Origin of the sequence: Microcoleus sp. FACHB-831 (assembly GCF_014695585.1) — a bacterium.
Classification (GTDB): domain Bacteria; phylum Cyanobacteriota; class Cyanobacteriia; order Cyanobacteriales; family FACHB-T130; genus FACHB-831.
The window spans coordinates 91,704-108,580 of record NZ_JACJON010000032.1 but is presented as its reverse complement, the minus strand read 5'-3'; the positions used below and the strand labels follow the sequence as shown (position 1 = coordinate 108,580).

At 42.6% G+C, this 16,877-nt stretch carries 10 protein-coding genes; 8 read left to right on the top strand and 2 right to left on the bottom strand.

What is annotated here, in order from left to right; all coding sequences use genetic code 11:
• Positions 1 to 132: 132 nt before the first annotated feature.
• Positions 133 to 342 (top strand): hypothetical protein, encoded by a 210-nt coding sequence (locus H6F77_RS06830; RefSeq protein ID WP_190486649.1) that lies wholly within the window; start codon positions 133 to 135, stop codon positions 340 to 342.
• Positions 343 to 352: 10 nt separating this feature from the next.
• Here the strand turns inward: H6F77_RS06830 and H6F77_RS06825 are convergent, their stop codons facing one another.
• Complete coding sequence (locus H6F77_RS06825) at positions 353 to 4,660, bottom strand: PAS domain S-box protein (protein ID WP_190486636.1); 4,308 nt, start codon at positions 4,658 to 4,660, stop codon at positions 353 to 355.
• A gap of 387 nt (positions 4,661 to 5,047) precedes the next feature.
• Between H6F77_RS06825 and H6F77_RS06820 the strand changes: the two genes are divergently transcribed.
• Entirely contained in the window at positions 5,048 to 6,955 is a 1,908-nt protein-coding gene (locus H6F77_RS06820) for a response regulator (protein ID WP_190486635.1), read from the top strand.
• A gap of 94 nt (positions 6,956 to 7,049) precedes the next feature.
• Here the strand turns inward: H6F77_RS06820 and H6F77_RS06815 are convergent, their stop codons facing one another.
• On the bottom strand, positions 7,050 to 9,050 hold the full coding sequence (locus H6F77_RS06815; RefSeq protein WP_190486633.1) for a glycoside hydrolase family 10-like protein: 2,001 nt from the start codon (positions 9,048 to 9,050) through the stop codon (positions 7,050 to 7,052).
• Positions 9,051 to 9,549: 499 nt separating this feature from the next.
• Here H6F77_RS06815 and ybiA point away from each other — a divergent pair, with 499 nt between their 5' ends.
• From ybiA to H6F77_RS06785, 6 genes are all read left to right on the top strand, one after another.
• On the top strand, positions 9,550 to 10,020 hold the full coding sequence (gene ybiA / locus H6F77_RS06810; RefSeq protein WP_190486631.1) for a riboflavin biosynthesis intermediates N-glycosidase: 471 nt from the start codon (positions 9,550 to 9,552) through the stop codon (positions 10,018 to 10,020).
• A gap of 106 nt (positions 10,021 to 10,126) precedes the next feature.
• Positions 10,127 to 10,336: a CHAT domain-containing protein gene (locus tag H6F77_RS06805; RefSeq protein WP_190486629.1), complete on the top strand. Its 210-nt coding sequence runs from the start codon at positions 10,127 to 10,129 to the stop codon at positions 10,334 to 10,336.
• Positions 10,337 to 10,474: 138 nt separating this feature from the next.
• Positions 10,475 to 10,837, top strand: coding sequence for a hypothetical protein (locus H6F77_RS06800; protein WP_190486627.1), 363 nt, complete (start codon positions 10,475 to 10,477; stop codon positions 10,835 to 10,837).
• A 494-nt stretch (positions 10,838 to 11,331) separates the two neighbouring features.
• Positions 11,332 to 12,783, top strand: a complete 1,452-nt coding sequence (locus H6F77_RS06795; RefSeq protein ID WP_190486625.1) for a tetratricopeptide repeat protein — start codon at positions 11,332 to 11,334, stop codon at positions 12,781 to 12,783.
• 9 nt (positions 12,784 to 12,792) lie between these two features.
• Positions 12,793 to 15,129, top strand: a complete 2,337-nt coding sequence (locus H6F77_RS06790; RefSeq protein ID WP_190486623.1) for a CHAT domain-containing protein — start codon at positions 12,793 to 12,795, stop codon at positions 15,127 to 15,129.
• Positions 15,126 to 16,760: a hypothetical protein gene (locus H6F77_RS06785; RefSeq protein ID WP_190486621.1), complete on the top strand. Its 1,635-nt coding sequence runs from the start codon at positions 15,126 to 15,128 to the stop codon at positions 16,758 to 16,760. The genes H6F77_RS06790 and H6F77_RS06785 overlap by 4 nt, the downstream gene beginning before the upstream one ends.
• Positions 16,761 to 16,877: the final 117 nt, after the last annotated feature.

Genomic DNA, 16,877 nt, shown 5'->3' with positions numbered 1-16,877 from the left:
GCTGAAGAGTTTCAGCGTCTTCCGTAATGTTAATTTTTACTACACCTGACATGGACAGATTTCAAGATAACACTTCCTCAACTATGTGTATCACATTTAAAGTGAAATGGTATAAGCTGAAAAGGTATATTGATGTCATTGCTTCACGAAATTTTCTGCACCAGAACGGCGCCAAATGGGTGGGAAAGTAAGAGGCGGTGGCGCAACAGGGGAGGATTGCATCTACAAGTTGCTGAGGGTACGAATGAATTTGATGGCGATCGCTACTTCGTTGAACAAGTGCGCGAGTCAGCAGGCGGCGAATTTTATCGCGCCTATGGTGACATCAAGAAACTTGCTTAGATATTAGCTATCAGTTGATATCGCTCTTGAGCTTAAAATTCACAAATGTTTGAATGCGAGAGAGCGCTGTTTCAATACTGAATATAATTTCATCTGCTCCTTCAATTTCGTTGTTATGAGCTAGCTGTTCTAGATTTTGTGCAGCTGCCCGCATCGTTGCTATTCCCACATTAAGACTTGCACCTTTGATATGATGGGCTTCTCGCTGAAGTTGATCGAAGTCACGGATAGCGATCGCTATCTTTAGAGCATCTAAGTGGGTTTGACCTTCCTCAACAAACATTTGCAATAGTTCTAGCTCAAACTCTTCACTATCCTCAGAGATTTTATTGAGATATTCCCAATCAACCAGATCGCTTAAATCTTCACTCTTGGCGATCGCAGGTTCAGCCAATATGATATTAGCTTCTATCTCTTCTGGTAGCTGCTCCTTCACAACTACGTTGACAATAGGGCCAGGTGCGAACAAAGTTTGACTCCAATGTTCTATAACTGCTGCCAACTGTTCCCTAGATACAGGTTTGCTCAGATAATCATCCATCCCTGCCTCAATACAGCGATCGCGGTCTTGTTTCATCGCGTTGGCTGTCAACGCAATCACAATAGGACGGCGCTTCCCCTCCGACAAAACCTTCGCAAATGGGATGCGGCGTTCTAGAGCTTGGCGACGGCGAATTACTCGCGTCGCCTCATAACCGTCTAGAACTGGCATTTGACAATCCATCAAAATTAAATCGTAGGGAATTCTTTCTATCAGCCGCAGCACTTCCTCGCCGTTAGCAGCAACATCCGCTTCGTAACCCAAAGTACTTAGCTGCTTCAGAGCCACCTTCTGATTAACCAAATTGTCCTCAGCTAGCAAAATTCTTAGCTTCGGCTTAACAGGGAAATCCTTGGGTTGAGGCGGCGTTGTTGATGTCGCAGGAGGCGCATTCGACATCATGTTAGCAATGGGACAAGCTATTTGTGGTTGCAACTGCAAGAACCTCAACAGAGTATCTAGTAACCGCGATGGCTTCACTGGTTTAACCAGATGGGCAACAAATCCAGCGTTGATAGCTCTTTGTGCCTCACCCCTTTGGTCAGCCGAAGTCAGCATGATCAATGGCACTTGTGCTAAGGCTGGATTAGCCTTAATCCTCTCTCCTAAGCTGATGCCATCAACCAGGGGCATTTGCATATCGATGAGAAGGACATCATACGGCATTCCCCAATCCACAGCCTCCTGCATAGCTTTGAGGGCGGCGGCTGCGCCATCCGCTTCATCCACCTGCATACCCCAGTTGGCCACTTGAAAGCGTACTACTTTGCGGTTAGTGGCATTGTCATCCACTACTAGCAGACGCCTACCTGCTAGCAGTCCAGCATCATCCATAGCCGAAGTGCGTTTGGTGCGTTGGAACGTAACGGTAAACCAAAACTTGGTTCCCTGTCCTAGCTGACTTTCAACCCCAATATCTCCGCCCATCAAATTCACCAACTGTTTGCAGATGGCTAATCCCAAACCAGTACCGCTATATTTGCGGGTGGCGGAAGTGTCTACCTGACAAAACGGTTGAAAAAGGTTGCTTTGGTCTTCAGAGGCGATACCAATTCCGGTATCTGTGACAGAAAACCGAATCGTAGATTCTGTAGCGGTTTCCGATTGCAGTTCTGCCCTTACAAGAACCTCGCCTTCTTCAGTGAACTTGATCGCGTTGCCAATCAGGTTCGTGAGAATTTGCCGCAGGCGACCGACATCGCCTTTAAACGATCCTCCTGCGTTGCGATAGACCAAGGCAGCAATTTCTAGTTTCTTGGCATGGGCTTGGGGAGCCAGCAGGTCTAGGATTTCTTCTACACAGGTGGACAGGTCAAAATCTAATACTTCCAGCTCCATTTCCCCTGCTTCGAGTTTAGACAAGTCTAAAATCTCGTTGATCAGGCTAAGGAGCGCATCTCCACTAATGCGTATAGTTTCCACAAAATCCCGTTGGTCGGGAGTCAGGTGGGTGTCTAAAAGCAGCCCGGTCATTCCTAATACTGCATTCATGGGGGTGCGGATTTCGTGGCTCATGTTGGCCAAGAAAGCACTTTTAGTTTGAGAGGCCAATTCGGCTTGGCGACGGGCAATTTCTAGTTCTTGACGCTGGAGGGTTTCTGCTTCTAGGAGTTGAGCCTGTGCTATGGCAATGCCTACTTGATCGGCTATGGAGCGCAAAAGTTCAACTTCAAAGGTAGACCACTTTCGGGGAGCAGCGCACTGATGGGCAATCAGCAGTCCCCAAATTTCGTCTTTCTGCAAGATGGGCACTACTAAGTTTGCTTTGACTGCAAACTGTTTGAGAAATTCGGCGTGGCAGGGTTGTATGTCAGCGCGATCTATGTCATCAATTGCCCTCATCCATCCCTGGCTATATAGTTTGAGGTAATCTGTTTGCAGGCAGGTGTCGGTGATGTTGTGGTCTATAATGACAGGCCAGCCAGGAAGTACGGCTTCGGTGACTACAGTGCCACTTTTATCCGGCCAAAACCGATAGATTACAACCCGGTCAGCCTGGAGGAATGTTCGCACCTCTGTGACTGTGGTTTGAAGGATTTCGTCGAGCTGCAAAGATTGGCGGATTTTGAGGGTAATTTCGGCAAATAAGTGCGATCGCTCGATTTGGCGATTTAATTCTTCTTGTGCCTGTTTGCGCTCTGTGATGTCGTTTGCCGTACCGACGATGCGATAAACTTGCCCTGAAGAATTGCGAATGGGAAAGGCGCGATCGCGTACCCAGCAAATCGACCCGTCAGGCCGCACAACCCGATACTCTTCATCGTACTCCCCGGTGCTATCGAAGGCGGCAATTACGCGATCGCGATCCTCAATATGAATTCCTTCGATAAATAATTCCGGCTTTTCATACAAGCTTTCGCAACTACGTCCCCATAATTCCTCATATCCAGGGCTAATATAAATCATCTGCTTTCTTTCGGGATCGGTCATCCAGAAAGCTCCACGAATGTTTTCTGCCATCTGACGGAACCGATCTTCAGTTTCTTTTCTCGCCTCTTGTACCTGTTTGCGCTCGGTAATATCTTCTGAAATACCCAATAAATACTTGGGAACCCCTTCTGCATCCAAAATTGGTAACTTCTTAGTATGCAATATCCTTAAACCTTTGTGTTTAGTCTGTATCCGCTCCTCTGGGATATCTACGATTTTTTTACCTGCTAATACTTCCCTATCTTTGGCCGTAAAGAAATCGGCTTCCTCTTGGGTAAAAAAATCTTGGTCGTTTTTCCCTATTAACTCTTCTTTGGAAAGGCCAAGCAGTTCCTCTCCCGTTTTGTTTACGCTTACAAACCTGAGTTCCCGCGCATCCTTAACAAAAATCATGTGAGGAATGTTTTCCAAAATGGAATTAAGGAACGTTTGAGCGCGACGCATTTCTTCTTCAGCATGCTTGCGATTGGTAACGTCGTGAGCAACTGCGTAAATTAATCCCTGTTCGCTTACCGGGGTTGCTTTCCACAACAGCCATTTGTAGGAACCATCTTTGCACAAATAGCGATTTTCAAAGGAAAGTGTTTCTACACCCGCTATAACTTTCTGCATTTCGGCAATGGTTGCTTCACGGTCTTCAGGATGAACAAATTCTATGAATGGTTTGCTCTGTAGTTCCTCATTTGTAAAGCCCAGGGCTTTTGTCCAAGCCGGATTTAATAGTTTAAAATAGCCTTTCATATCAGCAATACAAAGCAGATCCAGCGAAAGCGAGAAGAAATGAGCTTGCTCTTCCTCTGCCATCTTGCGCGGATTGTCGCCGAAGTGCGTTAATATGGCTAGCGATTCGCTACTGCGTTTCTGCCGTCGTAACTCCAGCTGTGCTATTACCCCACGACCTAAGACTTGTAGCGCGGCCATCTGTTCAGGGCTTAAATATCTCGGCACAGAATCAACTACACAAAGGGTTCCCACTGCCAAGCCATCTACTGTAATTAGCGGTGCCCCTGCGTAAAACCGGATGTTAGGAGTTGAAATTACTAGAGGATTGTTTGCAAACCGGTGGTCGAGTGTAGCGTCCGGTACAACAAACAGTTCGTTTTGCACTATGGTGTGGGAGCAAAAAGCAAGATCCCTGGGTGTTTCCTGAGCCGTAAGACCGACTTTAGATTTGAACCATTGCCGATTTGAGTCAACTAGGCTAATGCCAGCAACGGGGGTGGAGCAAATGTGTGCAGCCAAAAGCGTAATATCGTCAAATGCCTCTTCAGCTGCGGTATCCAGGATGTCATACTGCCGCAGCGCTTCAATGCGCTCTTGTTCGTTATCAGGTAAAGGTGCTTTCATCTCGCTCGCTATGGCCGTTCTAAATTTTATAAATGTATTGAAAACAAGGCAGTGGTGACGTTAGTTCAATAGATTGTAATGTTGATGCACCCTGCGGGGAGACTGGCGTCTTTAAAAACGCCTGCAATAAATTGTGTTTATCCCCAGAAAATTATTAAAGCTTGAGAAAAGCCTATGTGCGAACAAGTAGTGCATCTACTGATGTATAGCAATTTTCTCTAGCTATTGTCTTTGTTTCTCAGTAGAATTACAGTTGTTGGCCTTAGTACTAAGCACAGGGATTAACGTGGCAATGTTATGCTCTATACGAACAAAAAAAAGTTGATTTTTTAACATAATTTAACATTTTAGCAACTAAATTAACAGTCCAGTCATCCATAGGTATATATGAGCAAGCAGTCACGACTGAAAATTCTCTTGGTAGAAGATAGCCGCGTTAGCCAAATGGTTGTCTTAAAACAGTTAAAAAAGCTTGGTTATGAAGCGGAAAGTGCTGCTAATGGTCAAGAAGCCTTGGGGATGATGGCTCGGTCGAACTATGACATCGTGCTGCTAGATTGCCAAATGCCCGTATTGGACGGTTATGAAACCATCAGCAAGATACGTGAATTAGAAGGCAGAGGTAAACATACAATAGCGATCGCCATTACCACGAATGGCATGATAGAAAATAGAGCCAGATGCCTCCATCTTGGGATGGATGATTACCTGATAAAACCTGTCAGCGAACAAGAATTAGGGGCTTGCTTAGAACATTGGAGTCAGGTGAATTTAACTGGCAAGAATGACTATAGCCAGATAGAGCTAACAACAGCGGTTCCAGGAAACTTACTACCAAGAATAGATGAAGCGGATGTCAACGGCATTGTCGATCTAAACCGCTTGAACGATATAACGCTGGGAAATGTAAATTTGCAGATAGAAATTTTGCAAGCGTTTGTAGAAGACGCGCAAATGAATTTAACAGGTGTAAAAACAGCAATATCTGTACAGGATTTTATAACGGTAGAGCATAAAGCGCACCAAATTAAAGGTGGAAGTGCCAATGTAGGAGTACAATCCATGCAAGCGATCGCTCTTGCAATGGAAAGTCAAGCTAAACAAAAAAGCTTAGAGGGAGTTCCTGAGTTATTAATAAAGATAGAAAAGCATTTGGAGCGAGTCCAAGCTTTCACATCTAGAATGATTCAGGGAGAGACTTGCGAACCAGAATCGACGTTAAGCCTAACAGTTGGTAATAGCAGCTCGACGCAAGTTTCCTCGATGGCGAAAATTTTAATTATTGATGACGATCCCAGCGTTTTGTTAGTAATAAAAAATTCGCTTCAACTGATGGGTCATGAAGTCACGGTAGCCAGCAATGGTGAAGATGGTTTGGCTAAAGCACGGCAAATACGCCCTCATTTAATCATCTGTGACTGGATGATGCCTGCGCTGAATGGGCTAGAGGTGTGCCGCCAGATAAAGTCCGATCCAGAATTATCAGTAACATTTTTTATCTTGCTAACAATTCGGGGGGATGTAAAAGACCGAGTGGAAGGGCTTGATACAGGCGCAGATGAATATCTATCAAAACCAATTGATATGAGCGAATTGCGGGCGCGGGTGCGAGCTGGGCTGCGATCGCAGGGGTTAATGCAAGAATTGCGAGTAGCAAATAAAGCATTGCTACAAGCTAACCAGCAGCTTACTGCACGTAACGAACTGCTAGAATCCCTTTCACTTACCGATCAGCTGACAGGTTTATTAAATCGTCGGGCAATGGATCGGGCTTTACCGCATATGCTGCGACAGGTGGGGAACCGCGATGCTAATACTCGCTACCGCTATTTATGTCTGTTCGTGATCGATGTGGATTATTTCAAGCGGGTTAACGATACGCACGGTCATAGTGTAGGAGATAGCGTATTGCAAGCGATCGCCGGACGGTTGCAGTCGAACGCACGCCCCAACAGCCAGTTGTATCGCTATGGCGGCGAAGAATTTGTCTGCATCACCCAAGGGCTGAGTCCGGAAGCTGCTTGGGAATACGGCGAATTTTTACGCTCTTGCATAGCCAAAGACCCAATCAAGGTTTCTGAGACTCTGTTGCTATCAGTATCGATCAGTATCGGTGGCGCGATCGCTAGCGGTACTAATTTAGTTGATTCTCAAACTTTATTGCGTCAGGCCGATCGCTGCCTTTATCAAGCCAAGGGTGAGGGTCGAAATTGCCTGCGGATGTTTTGTGCGTGGTCTAATGTTTATCCGGTAGAAAAAGAATGTACCAACCCTACTTACGCACAACACTGCTAACGCGATCGCCCAAAACATTTAGGAGTTACAAGTAAAAATTACTGCCTTCTTAGCTCATAACTCCTAACTGTTTCCTTATTCCCCCTTACGCATATTATTTAACAGCAACAACCACTCCCCCGCTTTCATTCGCCAACCTATCAACGGCGCATATAGCATAAGTTCCTGCTGCAACAGTTGCCACTCTCGTCGCCCCATCAAAGATTTTTAGAAGCTTCCAAACATCTCCATTTTTTCTATAGAGCGTCCAGTAACGAATATTTTCTGTCGAAGCTGCATTCCAAGTAATGTTGTTGTTGCTCACGCTAACACTTGCTGGAGGGGCTGGAGGCACATTATTCAGCCATGCCATAGTTGGCACCAGGGCGGGTTGGGCATAAACTAAGTTTTTGAAATTGTCATAAATGCCCTGACGATTTTCAGCTAAAGCCTCCATACTATAGAAGATATTTCCCAGTGAAAACTGCGCTTTAAGGTTGCGAGTAATCTCAATTTGGTTGTCAATTTCTTCACTTGTCCAGAGCTTCCCATCCAGCTTATTTAAATTATTACCAACATAAATGTGTCGCTTCTTTGGGTTATGTTCGCTCCACCACTTCAGCAAAACCGGATAACTCTGAGCAGGCGGTTCGATGCGCCAGTAAAGTTGCGGAGATAAATAATCAACCCAGCCTTGCTCCAGCCATTTTTTGGAGTCAGAATAAAGCTCCTGATAACTATCCAAACCTCGAATTTGTGCTGGTTCTCCGACGCGGTAAATACCAAAGGGACTAATGCCAAATTTGACGTAAGGTTTTGCTGCTTTAATACCCTTCGATAAGCGCTGAACCATCTGATTTATATTATCGCGCCGCCAGTCGCCCAAGCTCAACGTACCCCCAGCTAACTGATAAGCTGCATATGTTTTATCATCGGGGAAAGGCTTACCGTCGATGGGATAGGGATAGAAATAATCATCTAGATGCACTGCATCCACATCATAGCGACGCACGACATTGAGAATCACATTGTAAGTTTTGTCCTGAACAACTCTAAGGCCAGGGTCCATCCACATTGCAGTGCCCCATTCATAAACTGCTTCTGGATTGGTGACGGCAATGTGAGGGCTGACAGGAGGGGGAGTTTGTTTAGTCGAAACTCTGGCTCTATAGGGGTTAAACCAAGCATGAAGTTCAATATTGCGCTTGTGGCTTTCTGCTATTGCAAATTCGAGGGGATCGTAAAATGGTTCTGGTGCTTTGCCCGGAGTTCCTGTTAGCCAAAAGCTCCAAGGTTCCAATTGAGAAGCATAAATTGCATCTCCTTCTGTGCGTACCTGCAACATCAGCGCATTCATGTTCAGCGCTTTCATGCGGTCAAGTATGGTGATTAGTTCAGCTTTTTGTTGTTCAACTGGGAGTCCAGGCTTGGAAGGCCACTCGCTGTTCCAGATATTACCAACCCACACGCCCCGCAACTCTCTTGGGTGGCTAACGGCGACAGTTTTATCTATAACTACGATGTAGTTAGATGGAATTTTGGGAACTTGCTCTAGATAGACTAAAGCTTGATAAATACAAGCTGCTACATCCGCTCTTGTTGCTGCCAGATTAGGGTTGAGTAATTTCAAGTTTGGGTAATTAACTACAAGCCCAGCAGCGCTAGCGATCGCTATTTTGTCTGTTGCATATTGCGGTATGGTAGCGGCATCTTGATAAAGCTTTGGCAGTTGTGCCTTGATATCTGTTGTACTGTCAGAGACTATTTCCAGACCGCTTACAAGAGAAACTAGAACATTTGCTCTGGTTATCCTTTCTTCAGGACGAAAGCGCTTATCAGGAAAACCCGATATAAAGTCACTTTGGTAAGCTTTTTTAATCGCAGCAGCCGCCCAGTAGCTAGAAGGCACGTCAACAAATGGGACATAACTCCGCTTCACAGGTCTTGTAAACGCTTTGCTGACTACAGCAGCAAATTCAGCGCGACTCATTGATTGATTTGGTCGAAAAGTGCCATTGGGAAACCCACTAAAAATGCCTCGTTGAGCGAGTTGGGTAATAAATGAGCGTGCCCAATGATCTTGAATATCCGAGAAGGCAGTAGAGTTAGATACCATATTCAACCAGTTATATACTTGCCGATTTTAACTTTGTTGGGTAAATTGGGCAGCACAAACTCTGTACCCAAATTATTCGCTCTGAATTGATTGTCATCTACCAAAATATATACATTCAAACTGATGGACAGTTATCGAAACTAATTGTTCTCCCCATTTTCATAAATATATTATTGAAATAATGGTTTTGCTACGAATGTTGTAATCTACAGTCTGCGTTGTTGAGATTTGTGCTGCTGTGGGGCTAACAGGGGGCTATCGTTTCGCAAAGGATAGCCAGCGGATAACGATAGGGAACTGCGCGATCGCCTTCAGCAATGCCTAGATACATACTTGACAACGCCCCACACTGTCAATTAAGTAGGTGGGCATAATTAAACGTAGCCCGGCAGTGGCCACCATCCGCTTTGTCTGTGGAGTTTAGAGATTTAGTGGGCAGTACCCACCCTACAATTATGTTTAGTCCATATACTTATTGGCAACTACTAAGCATAGCGAAATGGCTAATTATTCTGAAGAATCTCCGACAGTTTACTTTTATAGCGTTAGAGAAAAGTACGGATGTTTCTCTAATTTTTCCCCTCACGGCTTTGAGTTGGATGGATGTTATTGGCCGACTAGCGAACATTATTTTCAAGCGCAAAAGTTTGTCGGGACGCCTCACGCAGACCAAATTAGACTGGTGAAAAAGCCGAAAGTTGCCGCTAACATGGGGCGCGATCGCTCTCTTCCTCTCCGCAGTGATTGGGAACAGGTGAAAGATGACATTATGCGTAAAGCTGTACTGCGGAAATTTGAAACTCACAAAGATATTCGCGAAGAATTACTTAGCACTGGCGATGCGGAAATTGTGGAGAATTCCCCTAGCGATCGCTACTGGGGATGTGGTGCTGATGGAAGTGGTAAAAATATGCTGGGAAAGATTTTAATGGAGGTAAGAGAGATATTGCGTGGGGTTAACGAGCAGTAAAATTTAAATCGATCGCACTTCCCAACAAAGGAGATATTCAGCGATCGCACCAACTCAACCTCTGAATAAACAAGAGATTATTTACCCCGACAGCGATGGTGGGTTAATGGCTGATACCAATTGCAGCCTAGTCGTCCTCTCCGCTCGCGAAACAGGGTTAAACGACTTCAGTTCCCTCAGCTATGAGTATATAGGCTTACATAGCGGTTTCCTGATTGCGGTTAGTCCCAGGGTCGTCAGCAGCCTTTGGGCTGTCAATGACCTATCTAACGGCTTGGTGATGATGAAATTTATCAGAATCTCACAGCAGGCTTAACTATCACTCTTACTCTCAATACCGCCCAAACTTGGCTGAGAAATGCTACAAAAGAGGAATTAATCAACCGATTAAATCTCAATGCCGCGCAGAGAGTACAGTTAATGGTTGAATTGAGAAACTCTGAGAGTCTAAATTATGTCATTTGACGAACAAAATCTAGAAGCATTTATTGAGTTATTAAATGATAAGCGCTCGTCTCTCTTTTCGGCTGAAGATCGGGCTAACTTAGCGCAGTTAATCAAACCTTTACCCGATGATATCGAAAAACTTTCGGTTGCGATCGCCGCTTGGTATGAAAAACACCCTAAAATCCTTGATGCACAACTCGAACAACTCAATAATCAATTAAGTAGCGGTACGAGTTTCGAGCGACTCCCTGGTAGTAAGGTTGCCCACATCAAAGCTCCCGAATATAAACTCAATAAACAAGTCTTACAAAATGCCATTCAGCAGAGTCCCTCAACTGGCAGTTCCCCCCCATTTCCTCCTAGCAAATGAGCGATATGCCCCCACAGGCAAATTCGCTAACCCAAAGTTAACGCTTTTCGCTTTTCATCTGCGTAATAATTTAGCTCACGTTTGTGAATAAACCGTAGAAAATGCCGCTTTTTTGTGAGAATAATGCTACAGATTAGGGCAAAACCTTAGAGTTATTCGGCTATAATCGTTCATCGATTGGAAACAGAAAGATTGCGATCGCTGGGCATTAATCCTGATGATATTTAAGGAGAGCCTTCAGATTCCCGACTTCGCAAGAGTTGTCGGAAATCTCGCCACTGGTTACTCAAGGTTTTAGAGCTGAAGGTTTGTATCGTTACCAATCACCAGGTTAATTATTTCCTTATCGAGAGACATCACCAAATAATTAAGATGCCTTTGCCCTGCTTCTAGGAAGCAGGCGGGTGAGGAAATTAAATAATTTTGGCACTTTATGGAAGTTGGCTGTTTTCGCGGTTAAACTCAAGCAGTATGAGTGCTGAAGGTCACGCCCAATGAATGAAAGTCGTCTCCAAGCTTATCTGAATCTGATTGAACAACTGCTGAATTGCCCCAACGGTGAGGAACCGCAGATTTTCCAGGCTAACTCAGAATTGCTGGATCAAGGGTTTCTGAAAGCTTGCGAGGCAGTAGCAGCAAGGTTGGCAGAGGAAGGAGAGGAGAATGCGGCTAATTTCTTGCGAAGTCTTGCCAGTCAGCTAGGGGAATTATTGGGGAGGACTAATGATGAAGATAGCGATAATGCTGAGGTGAAAAATCCGCGAGAGTATTTAGAGTTTATCCTAGAATTATTGCAAGCAGAAGAAAGCTATAGTGGTCTTGCCGGAGTTTACCCTATTCTCAGTCAACGGCAACATCTCCTCAATGCCCGCTTCTGTAAAATTTTACAGCAAGTGGCTGAGAATTTAATTGCAGAACATCCAGAAGCAATTAAGTCAATTGTTGCCATCATTGAAAATTTGAGTATTCATATTACTAATTTTCCGCTTGGGAATAGAGCGAATAATATTGAAATTGCTATTACTGGTTATCAAATAGTTTTAAGTAATCGGGAACCGGGGAGCGAAGAATTTGCTCAAACGCAAAATAACCTGGCAATTGCCTACTCTGACAGAATCAGGGAAGACAGGGCAGAGAATATCGAACAAGCGATCCGATATTACACGGCGGCATTATCCGTTTACACCCGCCAAGCCTTTCACGAACAATGGGCAATGACGCAAAATAACCTGGCAACTGCCTACAAGGACAGAATCAGGGGAGACAGGGCAGAGAATATCGAACAAGCGATCCGATATTACACGGCGGCATTATCCGTTTACACCCGCCAAGCCTTTCCCGAACAATGGGCAACGACGCAAAATAACCTGGCAACTGCCTACAAGGACAGAATCAGGGAAGACAGGGCAGAGAATATCGAACAAGCGATCCGATATTACACGGCGGCATTATCCGTTTACACCCGCCAAGCCTTTCCCGAACAATGGGCAATGACGCAAAATAATTTGGCAAATGCCTACAGTAACAGAATCACGGGAGAGAGGGCAGAGAATATTGAAAGCGCGATTGCTTGTTATGAGAAAGCTTTAACGGTTCGTACCCGTGAGGCATTTCCTTATGAATGGGCAAGGACACAAGACAACCTAGCTACAGCATACCAATACAGAAATATTGGTGTCCGAGAGGAGAATATAGAAAAAGCTATTTTTTATTTGGAAGCCGCTAGTCAGGTTATAACTCAAAAGTCATTTCCTCAAGACTGGGCAAGGCTAAAAAACAATCTAGCAAATGCTTATTTATATAGACGAAGAGGCGAAAAATTTAATAATATAAACCAGGCTATTTATGCTTATAAAGACGCTTTATTGTTTTATACTCGTGAGCAGTATCCTGAAAGATATGCAAGTATTCAAAAAAATTTAGGTATTGCTTATCTTCAATATTAAGGACTAAAAATGTACAAAGAAAATTATATAGAAGAATCTATTCAAGCTCTTGAAATAGCGAGTCAAATTTATGTTAGGTTAAATTGCTCTATGCAATGGGCAGAATCTCAAAACAATTTGGGTGTTGCTTACTCCAATAAACAACAGAATAGTGTCGAAGATAATTTACAAAAAGCCATTATTGCTTTTTCTGGTGCAAGTCAAGTTTATCATTTACTGGGAAATAAATACAAGTATTTAGAAGCTAAATTTAACTTAGGAATTGCTTATGAAAAAAGCAATCAATTATTGGCTGCTTACGAATGTTTTCAGGAAACTATAGAGGTAGTAAACTTTAGTAGAAATATAGTGTTTCCTTCTTTGGATAATGGTCAAGTATTAACAGAAATATACGGTCGCAATATACCAAGCAAAACTAAAAATTATCACAATGATATTATAGATATTATAAATATTAACGATAATTTAATTGTAAATGATGTGGCTGGATTTATTCAAGGTGAGATATTATCCGATCAAGAATATAAGCAAAAATTAAATGAAATAAATAATCATCTTTATCAATCAATGGTAAAAATTTGCATAAAAATAGAAAAATATGCTGAGGCTGTAGAATATGCAGAACGCAGTAAAGTTAGAATTTTATTAGAAATGCAAGCCATTAAAGAATTAAATTATCAAGGTCAAAGCTTAGGACTTTTGTCTGAGGATTTACAACGAATACAAAAAGAAATTGACGAACAAAGTAAATTATTAGCTGAATCGACTGACCCCAATCATGATAAAATTAATCAGTTGCGTCAAGAGTTTCTTTCTAAATATCCTTATAAATTTCTAGAATTTAGGCAAATTATAGAATTAACAAATGAAGAAACAGTAATTGTAGAATGGTACATTTTAGGTAATTTCTTTTGTATTTTCATCATCACTAAAAATAACTTAAAACCGCTATATTTAGAATTTGGTGAGTCTGATTTAAATAAATTAATTGATTGGACTAGGGAATATTTAAGAGATTATTATAGTAACCGTGAACAATGGCAAAACAGCCTAGAAACCCAACTAGCTAACCTAGCCCAAATCCTCCACATTGATGAAATACTCAATTCCATTCCCAAAACCTGCGATAAACTAATCCTTATTCCCCACCGCTACCTCCACCTCTTCCCTCTCCACGCCCTCCCAGTTACCAACAACACCCCCAAATATTTAATAGATGCCTTTCCCGGTGGAGTTTCCTACGCCCCCAGTTGCCAAATTCTCCACCAAGTCCAAAAGTACAAACGGGGTAAATTCGATAAATTTTTCGCCATTCAAAACCCCACAGAGGACTTGATGGCTGCTGACATGGAAGTAGAAAGCATCAAAAATATTTTCCCCAACCCAGAAATTTTAAGCAAAGAAAATGCCAAAAAAGGCGAACAATCAGAGGAAAAATTAGAAATAGCCGAACGAGTCGCCAACAGCCATCATCTGTTCTTTTCTTGTCACGGTTCTTTCAACCCCAACGATCCCCTAAAATCTGGTTTAAAACTAGCCGATGGCACTCTTACCTTAGAAGAAATCTTCCGCTATTTCAACCTCAGTGAATGCAGCCTAGTCACCCTTTCCGCCTGCGAAACCGGACAAGTTCAACTCGACAACACCGACGAATACATCAGCCTTACCAGTGGTTTCCTCTTGGCGGGTAGCCCCAGCTTATACGTCAGCCTGTGGTCAGTAAATGCTTTTTCCACAGCGATTTTACTAATCAAAACCTATGAAAACCTCTACCACCAACCCGGTAAACTCGCCCTGGCATTAAACCAGGCACAAATCTGGGTACGAGACACCGACATCCAAGGCTTCATCGACTGGACAAACCAATGTCACCTTTTAGACGATAACTGGCGACAAATCTTACAAGACTGCTTGGAAGACGACAAAGCAACCCAAGGAGCCAATGCTAAAATCTATCAAAATCCCTATCATTGGGCTGGCTTCTGTGCGGCTGGCAAAGGAGAGCAAAACATGACTAATAGCATCGGCAAATTAGAAATTTTCCAACAACTAATTCAAGAAGCTGATTTATTTATTAACCTGAGAGATGCCCTAGCTTCTCTCAAAGATGAATTAACAGACAATGATGAAGATAATATCAAGATAATTGAAAATTGGCTACAAGATAAACCAGCGATTAAGCGAAAATACAATACTAAGTTGATGAATGTAAATAAAGGAATCGCTGGAAGTGAATCTGATACTAAACCGGGAGAAAAAACTGAGTCACTCATAAAGATAATTGAACAAGCAGTACAAGTTGATGATACTGACAAATCTTCCCCAAAACCGCCACCATCAGTATGAGAAACTTTAGCCTAAGTGTCTATACTTTTCACCTATGTCAAACTTTAGCCGATCCCCTCGATCGATCCTCAGCTAAGGCAGAATTAATCTGGGAAAATTTAATTAATATTGGCAAAGATTTACCTTTCCCAGAATTGCAGGAAACAGCATTTAAATCGCAGTTAGCTTGTTATTATCTGGCTGATAAAGACTCAAAAAGTTATAAACACAATCCAGGTGCATTAAACTTAACCAATGAATGGCTCACAAGAGATGAGCAACCGATTAAACTAACTTCTATTAAACTCCGAGAATTAAATATTAGTGGTTCATTACAGCCATTTTTACTCCACGATACCTATGCCTTTGATCTAACTCTTTTACTACCAGAAATCACTCCAGCACAAATTAAAGACTTATCGATAAACTCTCTGTTATTTGAGAAATCTGTAAACTTTATTGGGCAAACTTTTTGGCTTTATGGGCAAGATGAAATAACTATTAATAAGTGTAAAGACTTAGCTCAAGAAATTATCGATAAATTCCTAGAAAATACAGAATACAAAGGGAATTTAGTCAAGCAGGGAAGATTGTTTGAAATGCCATTATTTGAATATGAATTAATTAATAAAGCTACAAAAGAATCAACTTCTCATTATCGGTTGCTAGTTTCAATAAACAATAAATCAATTAGCGTTAATTCTGATAGTTATAATTGGACGAGAGAACTACTTTGGACTCATCACAAAGTTGAATATGCCTATAAGCAAGGGCGAGAAAGTTATAGTGAAGCCAGAAAAGTTTATAGTCAGCTAGAAGCCAAAATTAAAGAATTTAAGCCAGATCAGCCATTAGAAGAACTGCAAAAACTTCTAGAATTAATGCCATCACTATCGATGCAGTATCAACGGCAACTGAGAAATCTGCAAGCACATTATACCACCATCAAAACCAATCAGATAAACTATCAAAATTACTTACAAAAATTCTGGCAAACGGGCGATATTTCCACTTGGCAAGAGTTTGGCGAAACTACCTGTAAACGCTACCTCGACCAGATAGAAACCTACCTCAGCTATATCCAACCAGGTAAAGACTTGATTGGCGAATTTATCAATACATTACGGGGTTTAGTTGAAATAGAACAAGCCAAGTGCGATCGCGAAGCAGAAATTAGAGAAAAAAATAGCGATCGCGAACTGCAACAAACGTTACAAGATAATGAAAGAAAAGAAAAAAAACGAGATCGTGAATTACAAAATACCGTTGCTATTGTCGGTGTAGGAATTGGTACTGCTGGTGTTGCTGCTACTGCATCACCTTATCTCATTGCAGAAAAGCCAGACCAAAAATTAACACTAATTCCGTTTCACTTCAAGCCTTCTTTTGGTCTAAACCCGCCGCATCATTTAACACTCTCGGTTCTATTCAGCTTAGGCGCTGGTTTAGTGGGAGTGGCGATCGCATCATTCTCTGTGCGATATATTCAGAAACATCCAAAAAGCGCGATCGCTCGTACTATTAACTTAATTTTAGGCAGTTCTCAGGAGGAAGAAATTAGGATAACTGAACTATCCAATTCCCAAAGTCCAGAACTGTTGCTATCTCAGCAGCAAGAAAAAGAGCGATCGCCCAATCGTAAAAACAGCTAACTTTGCATCTATCCTCCGAAGCATATTAATTGCATAGTTGCAGCAGAAAGACAACTACAAATATGAGAAGGAGGAAATTTAAGCTTTGACTTGCACCCCTGATAACGTTCTTGATTA